The 18,796-nt window shown below is 49.5% G+C and carries 10 protein-coding genes; 7 read left to right on the top strand and 3 right to left on the bottom strand.

Annotated features, from left to right (window positions below; all coding sequences use genetic code 11):
* Positions 1–46 precede the first annotated feature (46 nt).
* On the top strand, positions 47–337 hold the full coding sequence (locus METBU_RS0115115; RefSeq protein ID WP_017841429.1) for a hypothetical protein: 291 nt from the start codon (positions 47–49) through the stop codon (positions 335–337).
* 554 nt (positions 338–891) lie between these two features.
* Here METBU_RS0115115 and METBU_RS0115110 read toward each other — a convergent pair.
* Together METBU_RS0115110 and METBU_RS0115105 are read right to left on the bottom strand one after the other, a co-directional pair.
* Positions 892–3,567, bottom strand: a complete 2,676-nt coding sequence (locus METBU_RS0115110; protein WP_017841428.1) for an MGH1-like glycoside hydrolase domain-containing protein — start codon at positions 3,565–3,567, stop codon at positions 892–894.
* A gap of 313 nt (positions 3,568–3,880) precedes the next feature.
* Entirely contained in the window at positions 3,881–4,546 is a 666-nt protein-coding gene (locus METBU_RS0115105) for a Crp/Fnr family transcriptional regulator (RefSeq protein ID WP_017841427.1), read from the bottom strand.
* A gap of 1,039 nt (positions 4,547–5,585) precedes the next feature.
* Between METBU_RS0115105 and METBU_RS0115095 the strand changes: the two genes are divergently transcribed.
* The 3 genes from METBU_RS0115095 to METBU_RS25355 are packed head-to-tail and all read left to right on the top strand — an operon-like array spanning position 5,586 to position 10,133.
* Positions 5,586–6,314 (top strand): hypothetical protein, encoded by a 729-nt coding sequence (locus METBU_RS0115095; protein ID WP_017841425.1) that lies wholly within the window; start codon positions 5,586–5,588, stop codon positions 6,312–6,314.
* Positions 6,314–8,452: an adenylate/guanylate cyclase domain-containing protein gene (locus METBU_RS0115090; protein WP_017841424.1), complete on the top strand. Its 2,139-nt coding sequence runs from the start codon at positions 6,314–6,316 to the stop codon at positions 8,450–8,452. Before METBU_RS0115095 ends, METBU_RS0115090 begins: the two co-directional genes overlap by 1 nt.
* Before the next feature lie 46 nt (positions 8,453–8,498).
* Entirely contained in the window at positions 8,499–10,133 is a 1,635-nt protein-coding gene (locus METBU_RS25355; protein ID WP_017841423.1) for a serine/threonine-protein kinase, read from the top strand.
* 5 nt (positions 10,134–10,138) lie between these two features.
* On the opposite strand, the gene METBU_RS0115080 is transcribed toward METBU_RS25355, so the two are convergent.
* Entirely contained in the window at positions 10,139–10,621 is a 483-nt protein-coding gene (locus METBU_RS0115080; protein WP_017841422.1) for a hypothetical protein, read from the bottom strand.
* A 496-nt stretch (positions 10,622–11,117) separates the two neighbouring features.
* Here METBU_RS0115080 and METBU_RS0115070 point away from each other — a divergent pair, with 496 nt between their 5' ends.
* Genes METBU_RS0115070 through METBU_RS24295 form a run of 3 tightly spaced genes read left to right on the top strand, consistent with a single transcriptional unit; the run spans position 11,118 to position 18,791 of the window.
* Positions 11,118–16,238 carry an AAA family ATPase gene (locus METBU_RS0115070; protein ID WP_017841420.1) on the top strand — a complete coding sequence of 1,707 codons (5,121 nt, stop codon included), beginning with the start codon at positions 11,118–11,120 and terminating at the stop codon, positions 16,236–16,238.
* Entirely contained in the window at positions 16,231–16,635 is a 405-nt protein-coding gene (locus METBU_RS0115065; RefSeq protein WP_014146573.1) for a response regulator, read from the top strand. Before METBU_RS0115070 ends, METBU_RS0115065 begins: the two co-directional genes overlap by 8 nt.
* Positions 16,632–18,791, top strand: a complete 2,160-nt coding sequence (locus METBU_RS24295) for an EAL domain-containing protein (RefSeq protein ID WP_017841419.1) — start codon at positions 16,632–16,634, stop codon at positions 18,789–18,791. Before METBU_RS0115065 ends, METBU_RS24295 begins: the two co-directional genes overlap by 4 nt.
* The last annotated feature ends 5 nt before the right edge of the window (positions 18,792–18,796 follow it).

The raw sequence follows: 18,796 nt of genomic DNA, 5'->3' as shown, positions 1-18,796 counted from the left end.
AACCGTAACAGAAAACCCAATACTTAAAACTCAAGAGGAAAACGTCATGAAAAAATTCACAGTAGCAGCAGTCGCATTGGTCGCAGTCTTCAGCGGATCGGCAATGGCCGAAGGTTCCAAAATCGAAAAATCGACCTTGATCAACGCATCGAAAAACACGTTGACCAACACGCAAGCCATCGGCCGCAATAGCGCCGCGAGCACCGGTTCTATCAACGTGGTCGGGTCGAAAGTCGAAAAATCCACCGTAATCAATGCGTCTAAAAATACGTTGACCAACACCCAAGCGATCGGCAGGGACAGTGTCGCGAATACCGGTTCGATCGATATTCGCTAACGGTTCGATTCTTAAGTGATCAGGCTTCTTTCAATTCCACATTTTCTCCTGGATTATCCGGCAGGAAAGAAGCTTTTAAGGAAGAACCCTAAACACCGGCTTTTGAATGAACGTCGCCAAAGACAAATTTACTGTAAGGAAAAAGACCTAATGGACTACCGTATGACACAGGGACGTGCTTTTTTTGGTTATAGTGGTATTCATAAGTCAATTACGCCAATGCCGAAATTTGGAGATTGTGGGATACAACGCTCACCAAAACTAAAAGAGGTACGCGAAGCGTACCCTACGACTCACTACCATTAAGTTAAGCCGACACGTAATAAGTAATGCTGGCATTCATGTTCGAATGCGCATCAAAAGCCTGCCATTCATGGCACTGGATTCCGCCAATCCATGGCGGAATGACGGGTTTCCTTCAACTTAATGGCAGTGTACCCTACGATGCTATGTTCTTGTTAATAGATTAAATTAATACTACACCAACATCAAAACATAAGGGTACGCTGTGCGTAACCTACAATTCACATCGGTTCGTAAATGAATTCATAGCTTTACTCTTCGCGTCTCCATTCGTCGATCATCGCAGCCACTAAATTTGTCCAAGTTTGATGAGATGCACCCAGACCCTTGCCGGTTTCGGCATGAAAATATTCGTGAAACAGCAATAGATTCCGCCAATGCGGGTCGTCATGAAATCGGCTGTCTTCCCCGAAAGCGGGAATACGTCCATCGGAGCCCGGCTGAAAAAGTTTGATCATGCGGTCCGCCAATTCTTTGGCCAGTACACCTAGAGTTAGCGAAGCAGGTTTATCGTCCAACATGACATCGATCTTAAATTCGGGGCCCAAGGCTTTATCCAGTTTGCGTAGCGATTCGACCATTAAGAAACCGACCGGAAACCAGATCGGACCGCGCCAGTTCGAATTGCCGCCTTTCAATTTGGACTCGGCTTCTCCCGGCTCATACCGGACGCTGTTCGCCCCGAACTCGAAGGGGGTTTCGTCATGGAATTTCGATAGGCTGCGCATACCGAACGGCGATAAGAATTCGTTACAGTCGAAGACGCGTTCCAGCATGCGTTTAATTTGCGCTTGATTCGGAATGCTCAATAAATAATTGGTTTGGCCGTTCCGTTCGACGGGATGACAACTGAACTGCGCGAATTGATTGCGGTTCGTCAGGAACCATTGCAGATTGGCCCGGAACGACGGAAATGGGGCGATCCAATCGGCTTCGAGGCGTTCGACGGCAAATAACGGGATCAGCCCGACCAAGGAGCGGACCAGGAACTTATCGAAATGCCCGTCGTGATGCCGGAGCACGTCATAAAAAAAGCCGTCGTCTTCGTCCCAAAGTTGGTAGTGGCGTCCGCCCATGTTTTTCATTGCGGCGCCGATGTAAATGTAATGTTCCAAAAACTTGGTCGCAAGGCTTTCGTAGGTGCGGTTGGTCAACGCGAGTTCCAAGGCGATACGCATCATGTTCAAACAGAACATCGCCATCCACCCGGTTGCATCGGATTGTTCGAGGGTTTGGCCGCCGTTCAACGGTTGGCTGCGGTCGACGACCGAAATGTTGTCCAGACCCAGGAATCCGCCTTCGAAGATATTATTGCCTTGGCTGTCGACTTTGTTGACCCACCAAGTGAAATTGAGCATTAATTTATGAAAGCAACGCTCCAGAAAGTCGCGGTCGGCATGGCCGTGCAAGCGCTTTTCCATGTTGTAAACGCGCCAGACCGCCAATGCGTGTACCGGCGGATTCAAATCGGAAAAGTCCCATTCGTAGGCCGGGATCTGACCGTTCGGATGCTGAAATTGTTCGAATAACATCAGCCATAGCTGTTCTTTGGCAAACTGAGGATCGATCAATGCCATCGGTATGCTGGCAAGCGCTAAATCCCAAGCGGCAAACCAGGGGTATTCCCATTTGTCAGGCATTAGCAGCACGCGCATCGAATTGAGATGCCGCCAGTGCCGGTTACGAATGGTTTGCCGCGATTCCGGCGGCGGTGCGCTCGGCAAATCGCCGTCGAGCCATTTGCGCACGTCGAATAAATAGGTCTGCTTGCTCCACAGCAAGCCGGCCAATGCTTGCCGCTGCACCAAGCGTTCTTGTTCGGTCGCAAGCTCGGGATGAAGCGTTCGATAAAATGCATCGGCTTCCGATTTGCGTTGTTTGATTAAGCTTTCCGCGTCCCGGAACGGCTCGTCGACGAGTTGCTCGCTTAGACGCAGATGAATTACGGCCGTTTTGCCCGCCTCGATATCGAACGCATAGTGCAAACAGGCTTTGGAACCGGAATTGTCGGGTTTAAGGCACGGTTCCCGATCGATAAGGTAGCGGTGAAACGCGTCTTTGGTGTAAAGCTGCGTATTGTCGGTACCGTAGACTCTAAGGGTATTGGTTTCGTTATCGGTAAACAGCGGCGTGCAGTCGCCTTCGGCATATAGATGGTAATTAGGTAAGCGGTAAGGGAAAAGCAGGCCGGGTAGTGCACCTAGCCGGGTGGTATCGGCCAATATGCAACGATAGGGTGAATTCGGAGAATCGATTAATTTAATTTCCGGCGCCTGTTTGCGCGGTTCGCTCCAGGCCCAAGTATTTCTAAACCACAGATGGGGGAGTATGTGTAGCGGTGCGTTGTCGGGTCCCCGGTTGGTTGCGGATATTTTGATGCAAATATCGCTGGGCGATGCCTTGGCGTATTCGATTTCGATATCGAAGTAGCGGTTTTCGTCGAATAGTCCGGTATCGAGCAGCTCGTATTCGGGGCCTTGTCCGCCCCGGGCTTGATTTTCCCGAACCAACGCTTCGTAGGGATAGGCGCGCTGCGGATATTTGTATAGATAACGCATGTAACTGTGTGTCGGCGTGTTGTCGAGATAGAAATAATATTCCTTGACGTCCTCGCCGTGATTGCCTTCCCACATGTTGAGGCCGAACGCGCGCTCTTTTAAAATCGGGTCTTGTCCGTTCCATAAGGCGACGGCGAAAACCAATAGTTGATAGCGGTCGCAGATGCCGGCCAAGCCGTCTTCGCCCCAGCGATAAGCTTTGCTACGCGCCAAATCGTGGGGCAAATAACGCCAGGCATCGCCATCCGGACTGTAATCTTCGCGGACGGTTCCCCAGGATCTTTCGCCGACATAGGGACCCCATAACCACCAGGGAGGCAGATCGCCTCGGTTTTCTTCGATTCGGTTGCGCTCGTTAGAATCAGCCATGATCGGCTCCTTGGAAGTGACCGGTAAGTGGTCTCGTTTGTGCGTTGATGTATAGCCATCTCAGATCAAAATTTTGGCAGGACAAGGTTTGCAAACCCCGTTCGAAACGTTTAAACCGTGGCCTAAGCAAGCTCAAACACTTAGGCCAAACCGAAACGTTGGGGACGGGTTAAATAACCCGTCCCGCAAGAGTATCGGAGCCATTCTTGGCACTGGATTCCGCCAATTCCTGGCGGAATGACGCGTTTTTTAAATTATTCGTTGTCTTATACCGTAGGTGCTACATTTGTTAAGGCTGGGTTTCGCTAAGTCGTCACCAAGCCGACGGTAATTTTTTGTTGATTTTGATGTGTTTGTTTTCGCATGAGACGTATCCGCCTTTTTCCAATTCGCTCAGTATTCGGCTGATCATCTCTCGCGACGAGCCGACCCGCATCGCGATATCTTTGTGGGTCAACGGTATTGAGACGACTAATTGGCCCTCTTGATTCGGTTCGGCCAGGCTTTGTATCAGTTTAACGAGCCGTCCGTAGACGTCCAATAATGCCAAGCCATGGGCTAGGCTCGTCAAAAACCTTACCCGTTCGCATAGATAACGTATGATCGCCAATGCGATTGCAGAGTTTTGAGTCAGTAGTTGTACGAATTCGGCTTTGTGCAAAACGATCAATTCGCATTTTTCGAGGGCGACGGCATTTGCCGACCGTGGGGCTTCGTCAAGTAGGGACAATTCTCCGAAATTATCTCCCGCTTGCAACGTGGAAAGAATCATTTCTTTTCCGTCTTCATTGGTTACGGTAATGTTGACTTTGCCTTTTTGTATGATGTACATGGCATTCGAAGTATCGCCTTCGCATAAGATCAACGAGTTTTTCAGAAATGTCCGGGTTTGGGTCAGTTTTGCCAGAGCGGTAAGCTCTTCGTCGTTCAATTCGCTGAATAAACCGTTGTTTCTTAAAATGTCAATATCGGTGGCCATGGCGACTCTGCATTGATTGGTTATCAAGAAATGATTTCGGCGATTTACATTGGCAAAAATCGCTTTTTCTTATATTGATTTACAAAGCTAGCATATTAAAGAATTAATTGCTTACTTACCATAACGTTCATGAAGGCCTGGTCATCGCCCCGGCAAATGAAAGTTCTCTGGTGGGGAGGGTACGGTCACTCGCCCGACAGGACGCCGTGAATACGTCCCTGTAGGCTCGACGGCGGCTATCCCTGCCGCCGACGCCTGTCGGTCGAGCAACCGCACCCTCTCCGGAACCGGCATTTGCTCTGTCGAGCGCCGTATATCGAAAAATTAGATAAAGGGTCTATATCTACGAACTTTCACAGTAACGTTCATGAAGGCCTAGCCATCGCCCCGGCAAATGAAAGTTCTCTGGTTGGGGAGGGTACGGTCACTCGCCCGACAGGACGCCGTGAATACGTCCCTGTAGGCTCGACGGCGGCTCGAACGCCAAGGATGGCGTGAATGCAGATTTTCCAGGAGCAAAAATCTGCCCTGCCGCCGACGCCTGTCGGTCGAGCAACCGCACCCTCCTCGGAACCGGCATTATTTTTCATATCGAAAAATTAGATAAGGAGTCCGAATCCACGAACTTTCACAGTAATAAATGAAAGGGCGTTTTAGCCCGAATCGTTTAATGCAAGTTGACGAATATTGTTCTTTTATCAATAAAGTAGTCAAAATAAGTGCTGATTAGCAAGATGCTTCAGCTTATCGAAGCCAAGTGTCCGAGCAGGGGCTAGTCGTAGTCGCAAAAACTACAATATGCTGTTACCCAAGCTCCAGCTTGGGTAACCTGTTCAGGAAGCTCTAGCTTCCGGTGTGTCTTTCCCAAACTGGAGCTTGGGAAAGAGCATGATGTGGGTTGGCCGTTTTTAGCTTGACGCGCATGGCTTGCGAACCCCGTCCTGCTAAGGATATGCTGATCTTTGGGCTTTAGCTGAAGAAACTTGCTAATCAGGAAATAAGTTGTAACTCAACAGAGTTTTGCCGGGGGGCATTTGTTATGAAAACCATAGTCGTTGCGTTTTTAGTACTGACGGGGCTCGAAGTGCCTGCCTCGGAGTGTAGTAACATCCAATATCTGGATGCCAAGAGTCAAGGCGTCGAAGTCGTAAACGATCGTTGCGCCAAGGGAAACGAAGTCGGCCTGGGGACCGTCTTTAAATTAAGCCCGGACGCAAGATTATGGATCAAATCGTTACCTAAGCCCGAAACCGATGCGGATTTTCAACTCGTTTGTCAAAACGGTTCGTCCGCACCGCTCGAAGTCACTGTATCGAGCTTGTTTTTGCCGTGGATTACGCCGACCGATTTGAAAAACTGCACCGGATGGGTGGACCATAAACTCAAATGCGACGGCGTTCATGGCGGCAGTAATGCATTCTTTTGCGCTATCGCGGCGATCAAGCGTTCCGAGACCGCAGGCAGCGGGCAACTTGCGATGTCGACTTCGGTCAAGATGCGTAACTATTCGGATCATGAGCGGCAGGCCGGCATCGACGAAATCTTCGAGGCCATCGAGCCTGAAATCGGACTGTGCCGGAATCTTTTTCAAGTCGACGGCAAAATTACGGTTCATTGGACCGTCGATTCGATGGGGCGCGCCGAGTCTGTAATGCTATCGTCCATAGAATCTGAAGACGGCCGGTTTTCGAATTGTGTCGAGGCAGTCATCAAGGACTACCGTTATCCGGCGACAAGAACCGGCCAAAAGTTTACCCGCACTTTTTGATGCTTGATTTACCGATCAACCGATGGATTGTGTTGATACCGCTAATCGCAGCGGCATTTTTGGCCGGCTTGATTTTGGATCGCTTGGCCGGTACCGCTATCGACGACTGGATACACGATTCCGCGTTGGTCTTTCAAGCCCGAGAAGAATGGCGATACACTGCGGTTGTGGTTTTGGATCACGGCGTCCCGATTGATGTGGGCCGTAAACAGGCTTTACCCCTTTTTGCCAAAGCTACGGAACGAATTATTGCCGCTGGCGGTAAGGGCGTTTTTCTCGACGCGGTTGTTTCGAAAGAAATGGAAGGCAGAATGCCTTATGCCGCTTGTATCGAATCGCCCGGCGCCGTGCAATGGTCGCAGCCTCGATGTGCTGCTTCCCCTACCGGCGAATGCCGAATGAGTAATAGCGAATTAGGCAACGCGCCTTTGCAAATGCCGGCCTTTGCTATAGAACATTTCAAAATTGCTCCCTATTTTAGCGGTCAAGAAGCGCTTCCCGATTTCTTACTGTACGGCTTGGAGGCCGCTTTCGCAGTACCCGAAAACGGTTTGGTAGCAAGCGACCGTTTGGTCTCTAAAAATAACAGCCCCATCTCACGATGGTTGGATTTGAGCCCGGATCATGCCGTCGTTGCACTGACTCGATTTATCCTTCCGCAAAATACCGGCGACGATTATTTACACGGACCCGATGATGAACTATGCGACGGCCGCCGTCCATGCCGCCGAATACGGTTGAGCAAGCCGCAGTTCGTCATATCCGAAGAAGGCAATAGGCCGATGATACCGGTCAGTCGCTTGGCGTCTTGCGATAGCGAAATTGCAGAGCGGACTGCCGCGTTATTGAGGGATAAAGTAGCCGTGTTTCAGTTGACTGCACCCGACGAAGCTACCGACGTGTTGGTAACGCCGATGACGACGGGTTTGTTCGGCCCTCATTTGCCGACTCACGGAGCGCAGTTTTTGGTCGATGCGGTCGAGACGCTACTGAATCGAGATCATCCGAGAGCGCCCGCGTTACCGGTAAAAGCGGCATTGTTTTTGATAGCGGCCTTGATCGGCGTCCTATCGGGCGCTTATTTGAAGCAGAGCTTTGTTTGGTTTATCGGCGGCTTGTTTATTACTGCTGTCGGATCCTTGTGCTATTTGAACGATTTGGTTCAACTTTGGCCGGTAACGACAAGTATGATCGTTTTTATCGCCGGTGTCGGCCAAACGATAGGGATGCATTTGATCATCGGTTCGCGGGAAGGCAAGCTGATTATCAATTATATGCCGAGGCAAATTCATAATTTATTGATAAGCTTGAAACCTAACGAAACCTTTCAAAACCGGCGTCGATTCGCGCTGGTATTGATGAGCGATTTGGCCGGGTATACGACCGTGACCGGCTTCATTAAGGATCCGGCCGAAGTGCTGAATCTAATGAACGATTATTTGAGCGAAACCTCATTGATTCTTCAAGATAAATACAATGGCTGGCTGGAAGATTATGTCGGCGATATGGTTTGTTATTATTGGCCCTATCAATACAATGAAGGGGAAAATATAGCAGCATGCGCCAATGCATTGCAGGCCGCGTTGGAATTGGTCACATTGCAAAAACGTTTTTTTGCGACGCTCGAAGAGCGCTATGATCGAAAAATTGAAGCCGATGTGCTCAAACGGATTCATGCGATTATCGACGCCGGTGTCGGCTTGACTGCGGGCTCGGTGGTGATGGGCGATCTGGGGCCGAAAAAAGGCGTCAGAAAATTCGGCATTTTGGGCGATCCAATGAATCTGGCCGCGCGAGTGGAAAGCCTGACCCGCTTGTTCAATACCGAGATCATCGTCACCGAAGACTTTATCGGCGCGGCGCGGCAATTGAATTATCCGGTTCGGCGCTTAGGGCGCCTGCAAGTCAAGGGCAGGAACGAACCGGCAACCTTATATGCCGTGGGCCATGCCGGCGACTCGCGTTTTTCGCCGGATGCGATTGCTGCTTGGGAAAACTGGTTGGCAGGCATCGAAACGCACAGTTCGGCGACATCGGAATGCCCCGAAGTTTACCGAAAGGACCGAAGCACAATAACGAAATGGCTGGAAAGACGCTTATTGGGCGCCGACGGCGTCTGGCATTTGGACGAAAAATGATTCCGGCGCATTCCCCGACTCATTGACATCAAACACATACCGAACCATGGATCGAGATCCTAAAGAATCAGCCGTCAACCGAACTAAAGAGTCGGATGAAACCATCATTCAACAAAAGCCGCGTCGAGAAACGGGCAATTCGGATTTATATTCGGCTCGAACGCAGCACGAACTCTTCGGAACGACCGGCGGAATCGGTAAAACAGCGACCGGTTTTGACGATAGCAGTCCTTATGCCGACGGCTCAGTCACTCCGGGTTCGGGCTCGGTATTGAAAAATCGCTATGACCTTTTGGAGAAAATCGGAACGGGGGGCATGGGTAGTGTTTATAAAGCCTTGGACCGGCGCGATATCGAAGCCGGCAATTCAGCCTTTATTGCGGTCAAGGTGCTGAATGACGAGTTCAGGGCCAATCCCGAATTATTGAAGGCCATGCATAGCGAAGCCAGAAAAACCCAATCGCTGGCGCATCCGAATATTTTGACCGTTTACGATTTCGACAGAGACGGTCCGATCGTATTCATGACGATGGAATATCTGGAAGGCGTTACGCTGGACAAAATCGTCAAAAACCATCCGGCGGGACTCGAACAGTCCGAAGCATTGGCGATTATTAGGCAAATTTGCGCTGCATTGAGCCATGCGCATGCAAAAGGGATTATCCATTCGGATTTTAAGCCCTCCAACATATTCATCGATATCCATAATCGAGTCAAAATATTGGATTTCGGTATCGCACGGCTACAGAATTTTTCCCGGGTGGGAAGTTTCGATGCCGGCGTGCTTGGCGGCATGACGCCGGCTTATGCAACGCTGGAAATGTTGCATGGGGAAAAGCCGGACCCTCGGGACGATATTTATGCGTTGGCTTGCGTGGCTTATGAATTGTTCGCCGGCTTTCATCCGTTCAACCGGCAGCGTGCCGACGATTGTTTGCAAAAAAAGGTCCGCCCCAAAGCGATACGATCGCTCAATGCCCGGCAATGGAATGCATTGAAGAAGGGGCTACAGTTCAAGCGCGAAGATCGAATCGATAGTGTTGAAGCGTTTTTAAAAGGTTTGGAATCGCGGAACAAGCCTTACCAGGCTTTGTATTATGTCTTGCTGGCGGCGATATTTCTGGGGGCGGCGGCGATGATTCGGCCCTATTGGCAGCGGTATTCGATCGAAAAACCGGAAAACGAAGCTCTAACCGAAGTGCCGATCGATAAAACCGCTGCGCAGCTTGACGCAGAGGAGACGGTCGCCGATGGGCAAACTTCCGAAGTGTCAACACCGCCAAGCGGTCAAATAGAACAAAATTCATTACCCGAACATATCTTCTCTATCTCGATCAACAAAACCGACTTTAAAATCGGAGAAAGTTTAATAGTCGATTTTCAGGTCGAGCAAGCCTTGTATGTCTACATCGCCGTAATCGATGCGGCGGGTGCCGTGGGTTGGGTATATCCCAATCCCTATCAGGAAGACAATTACAGTCTTCCCGGCAAGCGCTACCGCATCCCGCCGGAAGAGGGCGATTTTACAATCGATATCGGAGAGCCGAAAGGTATCGATCAAGTGATCGCGATAGCAAGCCCCGATGCTTTGCCGATCGACCTCATTGACGTATTTAACCCGGAAAAACTCAAAGAAACCTACCAAGTCGTCATCAAAACACTGGAATTTACCATTCGCTGAGCGTATTAATCGTCATCGTCTTCCCTGCTTGCCAGCGCGACCATTATTTCCCGATATTCATCGGCTTTCGGGCGGTACAGGAACACGGCCAAAACCGACAACGCGGTAAAAATATAAAGGGTGTTGTAATCGTCTCCCAGCAGGAATATCGCCAAACCCATCAAAGCGACAGTTTCGGCCAGTCCCATCGATACGATCACGGTAAGCAAATAGCGCTGTTTGGCCGGCTTTGGCCCGGGCATGGTTTGGTTTAGACGCAATTGAATATGGCGGAGCAGATTGGTCACCGGAAAACCGATAATGGCCAACACATAAAAGAGGGTACGAATCAGGACGCGTTGATCTTCCGGAAGATTAATCCGCCATTGTTCGCCGGCTACATGGCAAAAAATCAAATAGGCCGCTACGGTGGTAAGAGTCAGCCCGGCGATGGTCCAATGAAGTTTAAGATCGTTATTGCTGTGTTGTAAAGAATGGTGACTCGACATGAGGCTTCCTGTAAGTTTGTGATAACCATGTAGATTACGAAAAATTCCGGTTGAGCGGGTAGCTATCTGTTTTAGGCTTGAGAGCTCTATGATACCAAAGTCGCAGCAATTCCCAGTTTGAGCGGTTTCGCCGATTTTAGGGTGTGGGGTATACCTGTCGAGGAACGCCGTAAACCCATCCATGGGGGCTTGGCGGCAGCTCGAACGCCAAGGATGGCGTGTAGTAGGGCACCAACAGTAGGCGCTTTAGGCGATGCAGGGCAGAAAAATGCTCCTGCATTTTCTGCATTCATTACATCCATGTAACTCAGCAATTGCCGAGGAGCAAAAATCTGCCCTGCTGCCGACATCCTCGCCAAGCATACCCCACACCCTTTTTGATCTCCAAATTGGGAATTGCTGCCAAAGTCGATAAAACCCTGACATTGTTCAGGAAAATGCTATAGTCGTTATGCCCTAGGTATTTTTTCTAACCCGCAATGATTCCCCTAATGGCATGACCCAAATTTTAAATCACAGTATCCTCGAAAAGCTCGGCGAAAGTATGCACGCAAATGTTTTTAAAGCGCAGCATGTAAGCACTTCGCAGTTAGTCGTTTTAAAGGATATCAAGCTACGTTTTTGCGTGAAGGGTATTGGCGATTATGTTCGGCAACAAATCGACTTGCTCAGTCAGTTGGCCTTGCCGCATAGCATAATTCCGGAAATCCTCAGCAGGGAAAACGGCAGGCTTGTTTTGCGTCAGCTTTATCTCGATGCTAAACCGTTATCCGAATGTTTGTCGGTAGGTTCGGAACCGGATATCGAACGTGTGCTGACGATCGCCGTAGCGCTGGCCGAACGGCTCGAAGAAATCCATAAAGCCGGGCATATTCACAAAAGTATCAAGCCGACTAATATTTTGATACGGTCGGATAATTTATCCGTCCAAATAATCGACGACATTCGTATCCTCGATATCAATCAGGTCAGTCATTTTATCTACGATCCGCATTTTCGGACACAGACCCTGCCTTATCTTTCGCCGGAACAGACCGGGCGCATCAAATACACGGTGAATTATGCAACCGATTTGTATTCTTTGGGCATGGTGCTTTATGCCTGTCTAACCGGTAAGGCACCGTTTTCATTTAACGATCCGATCGCAATCGTTCATTCGCATCTTGCCGAAACGCCGGAGCCCTTACATCAAATCGACCCGCTAATTCCGACAGCCTTAAGCAATATTATTGCATTGCTTTTGGAAAAAGCACCCGAAAAACGCTATCAAACCGCATCCGGCCTCGCCAACGATCTGCGCATTTGTTTGACGCAATGGCAGATGGAACGGCGTATCGACGATTTCGTATTAAAGCAGCGCGATTTCAGCAACCGGATTACGATCCCTTCGGTAATGGTTGGTCGAGACAAGGAAAAGAAGCAATTATTGGGCGAATTCAACAAAGTCTGCTCGGGCGTCTTTCGCGCTGCATTAATTTCCGGTTGGTCGGGTATCGGGAAGACCCGGCTGATTCAAGAACTGCAACTACCGATCGTCGCGCATTCCGGCTATTTCACATCGGGTAAGTTCGACCAGTTTAAAAAACACATACCTTACAGCACCTTGATACAAGCCTTCACGAGCTTGATCAAAACCTTTTTGTCCGAAGATAAGGATAGGATCGACTACTGGCGAAAACGTATTGGCGAGCAATTGGGCGATAACGGCCGCTTGATGATCGACTTGGTGCCGGAATTGGAATTGATCATTGGCCCGCAGCCGAACGTCGCCGATTTGCCGCCGGTCGAAGCGCGCAATCGTTTCAACGATACCATCGGACGTTTTATCGCTGCCTTGGCCAGCGCTGAAAATCCGTTGACCTTATTCATCGACGATTTGCAATGGTGCGACGGTGCAACCTTCGATGTCCTGGAAAGTCTATTCGACAATTCGGCGGAATATCCTTGGCTGTTTTGGGTGGGCGCATACCGGCATAACGAAGTCGATACCGGCCATCGATTGAATCGCTTGATCGAACGCATCAAGCGTGATGACCGGCCGTTGTTGGAGATTCGTCTAAATGCCTTGGGCTTGCATGAGGTCAATTTGATGACGGCCTACATTCTCAATACCTATCCGGTTCGGACCGAAGCATTGGCCGAGATCATATTTCAGACCTCTGCGGGTAATCCGTTGTTCGTCAATGAAAGTTTACGCTGGCTGCATAGTTACCGGCATTTGCATTTGGGCGATGACGGCATTTGGACCTGGGATGACGAACATTTACGGCATACCGAAATTCCCGATACGGCTTTGGATTTGTTTAAGGACAAAATTACGAAGCTGACTCGTCAAACGCTCGACTTGTTGATGATTGGTGCCTGTTTGGGCGCGCGCTTTCAAGCCGAAGATTTGGCGCGCGCCGCCGGTATCGAAATGTCGGTTTTATATCAATCATTGTCGGAAGCCTTTGTCGATAACATTTTGTTGCGTGAAAAAAATCAACTCTATTTCTTTCACGACCAAGTTCAAGCGGCGGTCGAGAGTTTCATGGATGAAACGAAAAAACGCGACGTTCATGAGCGCATTGCGCAGGCCTATATTGAAGCGATTCCCGAAAACGCCGATCTTGAGACGCAGCCGAACTTATTCGCGGTCGTCGAACACTTGGAGGGCGGTCGTCCGCAAAACCCCAGCGCGAAGCGGATTAAACAAGAGGCCGTGTTTAATTACCATGCCGGAATTGCCGCGATGAAAGCACTGGCGATGGATAACGCCAATTTTTTCTTTGCGCAAGCTAAAGCCTTGTATCCCAATCCGGACTGGGACAGCGATTATGAATTTTTATTCGATTTGCATAAATATCTGGCACGAACCGAAATGGCGCTCGGCAATCAACCGGCTTCGGAGGCGATACTCAATACCTTGATTGAAAAAGCGAAAAGCGATCTGGACCGGGTCGACTGTTTGTACGAGCAGACCACGAGTCTGTCGTCTATGGGCAAGTTCAAAGAGGCGATTGAATTGGGTAATCGCGGCTTGAGCTATTTTGGGCGCGCGATTCCGGACGATGATAATGAGGCCTTGCGGCGTGCAGGAAGCATTCTGGAACAAATTCATCAAGGGCATGACGATGTTTGGCAGCAAATTCTCGATATTACGCTCAGCGGCGATCGCGCGACGCGGATCGAAACCGGCATCTATAGCGAATTGATTCCGGATTATTACTTGGCCGGCATGGTGCCGCAATTGTATCTTTCCGCGATTCAGTCGACGCAAAACTGTTTGGCCGGCGGTGTCGATGAAACGGTGATTTACGGTTTTTCGATGGTCGGATTGTATTTGCAGCGTCAGGATAAATACGACATGTCGTTTCGATACGAAGATCTCGGCCTCGCGTTATCGGAGCGCTATCCCGATACCTTCGGTGCGACCAAGGGAATCAACGGCATATTATGGACCAATATGCATAATCGAAGGTCATCCGAGCATATCATTCAGCAATGTCAGCAAAATATTCACCGCGGCAAAAATTGCGGCGATTTATACAACGCCGGTTTGTCCTACGGGCCTTATCTTTGGCATTTGATCCATCGCGGCAACGATTTGTATCAGGTGATTAGTGTGGCCGAAGAATGCCGGCGTTTTTCGAAAAAATTTAATCTGTCGTTATCGCTCGGGCTTGCCGAAAGCGTATTGGCCGGTTGGGTCGACGAAATGAATGTCGGCCGAAACAAGCTAACCGAGGCGAAAATCGATGCCAAGTTAAAACGTTGGGAGCAAGACAAGCATGTCGTGTCGATCGGCGGATATTACACTTTAAAAGGAATAAGCAGTCATTATCTCGGCGATTATCGGCAGGCGGCCGGTTATCTGGCAAAGGCCGAGCCGTATTTACGCGGCCTAAGCGACAATATTCTCAATCGACTCTGGTATGTTTTCCGCTACGTCAACGGTTTAAGACTGTATAGAACAGTGGACGGAGACGAACATGATCTGCTGTCGAAATGCTTCGAACGGGTCGAGGTTTGGTCTTCGTTAGGACCGATTCTCACCCCCTATTTACTGTTCATGATGATGGAACGGGCTTGTCACGCCGATGACTTTAGTCAGGCGCGGCGATATGGCTTGGATGCGATCGATTCGGCCAAGTCGCGGCAATTTCTATTTTTGGAGGCATTTTTACACGAGCGGCTGGGGCGGATGTTGCTCGATAGGCAACACGATCATACTTCGTATCATTTGAATCGGGCCGTTAAAATTTATCGGCAATGCGGCGCCGAAATCAAAACGGCGCAATTGGCGAAGCAATATTCGTTCACGGTTATCGAAAGACGTAAACAGACCGAGCAATCGTTGGCGCAATTGCTCGATGTCGACTATTTGGTTCGAGCGACTCGAACGATCACGCAACAACTCGATTTCAAACCCTTACTGGTGACGATCATGGAATCGGTAATGGCGCGCTTGGGGGCTAAAACCGGTTATTTGCTGATTGCCGAAAATCAGCAATTAAAAAAATTGGCGAAAGGCGTCAAGCATGACCGGGTCGAAGTCGAGATCCGCGACGGTAGCGAATTGCCGGCCGAGACCCTTAGCCTTGCGATCGTCAATTATGTTTACCGAACCGCCGAACTGGTGGTTTTGAACAATGCCGCGGCCGAAGGCGATTTTAAAACCGATGATACGGTACAGGGTAGGCAACTTAAATCGGTATTGTGTTTGCCGTTGCAAATGCAACAACAAGTACTGGGCGTTTTGTATCTGGAAAACAGTTTGATCAAATCGGTTTTCTCGCTCGAAGATATCGAAATGACCCGGCTATTGACCGCGCAAGCGGCGATTGCGCTGCAAAATACTTTGTTGATCGAAGAAATGAAACAAAGCCAGCTGCAAATCAATTTGCTCAATAAGGAGCTTGAACAACGGGTTGCCGCGCGGACCTCGGCATTAAATAAAGCCAATGAAGAACTGAAAAGTTTTGCTTATGTCGTCTCGCATGATTTAAAAGCGCCTTTACGCGCGATCAATCAATTGTCCGGCTGGATTGCCGAAGATTACCGTGATGCGTTCGACGATGACGGCAAGGAGCAAATGGCCTTATTGCAAAGCCGGGCAAAACGCATGCATGAGATGATCGACGGTATTTTGCAGTATTCGCGGGTTGGGCGCATCAAAGAACCCGACGAACAAGTCGACATCAATGTGTTATTAATGGAAATGGTTAAGCATATCGCACCGCCGCCGCATATCGAAATCAAGATGCAAGCCGGCTTACCGACGATCGTAGGAGAAAAGCTTAAAATATTTCAGGTTTTTCAAAATTTACTGGATAATGCGATTAAATATAACGATAAAAGCCATGGGGTTATTGAAATAAGTTGCCGCGAACACGAGTCCTGCTGGGAATTCAGCGTCAAAGACAACGGTCCGGGCATCCCAAGACACTATCAGGAGAAAATCTTCCAACTGTTTCAAACACTCGCGCCAAAGGATCAATCCGATAGCACCGGTATCGGATTAAGCCTAATCGAGAAAATAGTCGACAACTGGGGCGGCCGCATCCGGATCGAGTCCGAACCGGGCTGCGGTTGCGATTTTTTGTTTACGATACCGAAAACCGCACAACATGAATAACATACAACCCATTCTCTTGGTCGAGGATGATCAGGTCGATGTGATGACCGTTCAGCGGAGTTTCAAAAAACTTGGCGTACTCAATGAATTGTTGGTCGTGCACGACGGCGAACAAGCGCTCGAGTATTTACGCAATCCTAAACATGGCTTGCCGGCCATCATTTTGCTCGATATCAACATGCCTAAGATGAATGGTCACGAATGCCTGAAACATCTCAAAGAGCATCCGGTATTCAGAAATATTCCGGTCATGATGCTGACGTCATCAAAAGAAAGGCATGATGTCGACCGTTGTTTCGACTTAGGAATTTCCGGGTATATTCTCAAGCCGGTCGATTACGAACAGTTTTTAGACGCAATTCAGGTACTTAAGCCTTATTGGACGCAACGTTCATGAATCGGAAAAAGCCGGTAAACTTGCTGTTAGTCGAAGACGATTTGGCCGATCAGATGAGTTTCAAGCGCTTTGTCAAGCAAGAGCAATTACCTTACGACTATACGATTGCAGGATCGGTGGCTGAAGCGGTTGATCTGTTGAAAAAACAGACTTTCGAGATCGTGTTGGCCGACCATGCGCTCGGCGACGGTACCGCATTCGATATCGTCGATTATATTCCGATGGCAACGCCGATTATTTTCGTGACCGGCAGCGGTAACGAAGCCGTCGCCGTGAAGGCTCTGAAGCTGGGTGCCGCCGATTATTTGACCAAGGATCTCAACGGCGAATATCTGCATCTTATTCCGATTACAATCGACAATGTTTTAAAAGCGAAAGCGGTCGAGGCGGAACTGGAATCTTATCGCCGGCATCTCGAAAAATTGGTTGAAGAACGTACCGCCGAATTGCGTTTGGAAATCGATTACCGCAAGCGGGCCGAGGAAAGGCTGATGCAGGAAAAAGAGCGCGCACAAGTAACCCTCAAATCGATCGGCGATGCGGTGATCGTCACCGGCGATACGGGCCTGATCGAGTTCATCAATCCCGCCGCCGAAAAACTGACCGAATGGCGGCATGCCGAAGCACTCGGCCGCCCTATCGATGAAGTTTTCCATATTATCGACGAAAAAACCCGAAAGCCATTGCCGAATCCGGTCGCTCAATGTTTATCCGAGGGTGAGTCGAAAATTCTGGTGACCGGAACAGTTTTAATCGATCGATTGGGCCGCGAATATGCGATACAGGATTCAGCGGCTCCGATTCGCGGGGAAGGTAACGAAATTCAAGGCGTAGTTTTGGTATTCAGCGATGTCAGTCATGCCCGACGTTTATCGAGAGAGCTGGCCTATCAAGCGTCGCACGATCCATTGACGGGCTTGGTCAATCGCCGCGAATTCGAGACGCGGCTGAACCGCGTATTGCAGACTCGTAAAGTATGCGAAGATCAATTTGCGTTTTGCTATCTCGATCTCGATCAATTCAAAGTGATTAACGATACTTGCGGACATACCGCCGGCGATGAATTACTCAAGCAGGTTACTTCATTGCTGCAGCGTAAGGTACGCAAACGGGATACGTTGGCGCGCTTGGGCGGCGACGAATTCGGGGTGCTGATGGAGCATTGCGGAATCGAGCAGGCTGAACGATTGGCCGATGAGCTGCGCGAAATCATTGCCGATTATCGATTCAACTGGAACAACCAAAGCTTTCATATCGGAGTCAGCATTGGCTTGATGGCGATCACCGAGGAGTTTAACTGCTTGAACGATTTGTTAATGGTTGCCGATGCCTCTTGTTATGCCGCGAAAGATGCCGGACGTAATCGAGTTTTTGTCTATCAAAAAAACGACGAGGAAATTCGCCGGCTATCCGGGCAAATGCAATGGGTCGCCAAACTTAACGACGCGCTCGACCATAAACGCTTTCAATTATACCGTCAACCTATCTGCACGACCGGAACGCAAAATGGCGAGCATTATGAAATTTTGGTCAGGATTTTGAGTGCCGACCGGGAGGTCATTTTGCCCGGCGCATTTATTCCGGCCGCCGAGCGATACGGCCTAATGAGCCGAATCGACGAGTATATCATCGAAAATACGCTGCTTTGGTTTGCCGAACATTCGGGCGCATTGGCTGATTTGTCGATGTGTTCGATCAATTTATCGGGGCAAACGCTCGGTTCCGATTCGGCTCAACTCTGTATTCAAGCGGCGCTAAAAAAATTCAAGTTACCGGCGGATCGCTTTTGTTTTGAAGTGACCGAAACCGCCGCGATTGCCAATTTGAACCAAGCGACTCGATTCATGGGGGCCTTGAAAACGCTAGGATGCCGTTTTGCGTTGGACGATTTCGGCAGCGGCTTGTCGTCGTTCGCCTATCTAAAAAATCTGCCGGTGGATTTTCTAAAAATCGACGGAATGTTTGTCAAGGATATTTGTTGCGATCCGGTCGATTTGGCAATGGTCAAATCGATCAATGAAATCGGGCACTTGCTTGGCAAACAAACGATTGCCGAATTCGTCGAAACCGAAGAGATCTATTTACATTTATTGGAATTAGGCGTCGACTATGCGCAAGGCTTTTGGTTGGGTCGCCCCGAGCCGTTGGGCGAATAAGAAAA

The sequence above is a fragment of the Methylotuvimicrobium buryatense 5G genome, assembly GCF_000341735.1.
In the GTDB taxonomy this organism is placed as follows: Bacteria; Pseudomonadota; Gammaproteobacteria; order Methylococcales; family Methylomonadaceae; genus Methylotuvimicrobium; species Methylotuvimicrobium buryatense.
This window is presented reverse-complemented; position numbering and strand designations above follow the sequence as displayed.

Bases quoted from the DNA above. Each gene is read 5' to 3' on its own strand.
- METBU_RS25355 (WP_017841423.1), top strand. From the start codon at position 8,499: ATGGATCGAGATCCTAAAGAATCAGCCGTCAACCGAACTAAAGAGTCG.
- METBU_RS0115115 (WP_017841429.1), top strand. From the start codon at position 47: ATGAAAAAATTCACAGTAGCAGCAGTCGCATTGGTCGCAGTCTTCAGC.
- METBU_RS0115080 (WP_017841422.1), bottom strand. From the start codon at position 10,621: ATGTCGAGTCACCATTCTTTACAACACAGCAATAACGATCTTAAACTT.
- METBU_RS0115090 (WP_017841424.1), top strand. From the start codon at position 6,314: ATGCTTGATTTACCGATCAACCGATGGATTGTGTTGATACCGCTAATC.
- METBU_RS0115065 (WP_014146573.1), top strand. From the start codon at position 16,231: ATGAATAACATACAACCCATTCTCTTGGTCGAGGATGATCAGGTCGAT.
- METBU_RS0115070 (WP_017841420.1), top strand. From the start codon at position 11,118: ATGACCCAAATTTTAAATCACAGTATCCTCGAAAAGCTCGGCGAAAGT.
- METBU_RS0115095 (WP_017841425.1), top strand. From the start codon at position 5,586: ATGAAAACCATAGTCGTTGCGTTTTTAGTACTGACGGGGCTCGAAGTG.
- METBU_RS0115110 (WP_017841428.1), bottom strand. From the start codon at position 3,567: ATGGCTGATTCTAACGAGCGCAACCGAATCGAAGAAAACCGAGGCGAT.
- METBU_RS0115105 (WP_017841427.1), bottom strand. From the start codon at position 4,546: ATGGCCACCGATATTGACATTTTAAGAAACAACGGTTTATTCAGCGAA.
- METBU_RS24295 (WP_017841419.1), top strand. From the start codon at position 16,632: ATGAATCGGAAAAAGCCGGTAAACTTGCTGTTAGTCGAAGACGATTTG.